Origin of the sequence: Gluconobacter sp. GP1, from assembly GCF_032913585.1 — a bacterium.
Taxonomy (GTDB): domain Bacteria; phylum Pseudomonadota; class Alphaproteobacteria; order Acetobacterales; family Acetobacteraceae; genus Gluconobacter; species Gluconobacter cerinus.
In genome coordinates this window covers 1-341 of sequence record NZ_JASGXC010000068.1, presented here as the reverse complement: position 1 = coordinate 341, position 341 = coordinate 1, and the positions used below count along the sequence as shown (strand labels likewise).

Genomic DNA, 341 nt, shown 5'->3' with positions numbered 1-341 from the left:
CTTGAGCCTTCCGAACATGCTCTCGATGCGGTTGAGTCGTTTATATTTTCTCTTGTCATATCTGACCGGTTTTTCGCGGGATTTCTGTCCTGGAATGCAGGGCTTTATCTCTTTCTTTTCCAGGGTATTCCGGAACCAGTCGGCGTCATACCCGCGATCTCCCAGCATCCATTGTGCCGTAGAAAGACTGTCCAGCAGAGCAGCGGGACCGGTATAATCACTGATCTGTCCCGCAGTTATGAAAAAGCTCAGCGATCGTCCGTTCTGATCGGTGATCGCATGCAGCTTCGTGTTCATGCCACCTTTTGTCCGTCCGAGCAGTCGCCCTGGATCCCTTTTTT

General features: G+C 51.3%; 1 protein-coding gene. It reads right to left on the bottom strand.

Annotated elements, in window-relative coordinates; genetic code table 11:
• Window positions 1-341: transposase (locus R5H23_RS16960; protein ID WP_317216142.1), on the bottom strand; the 341-nt coding region annotated here is incomplete at both ends.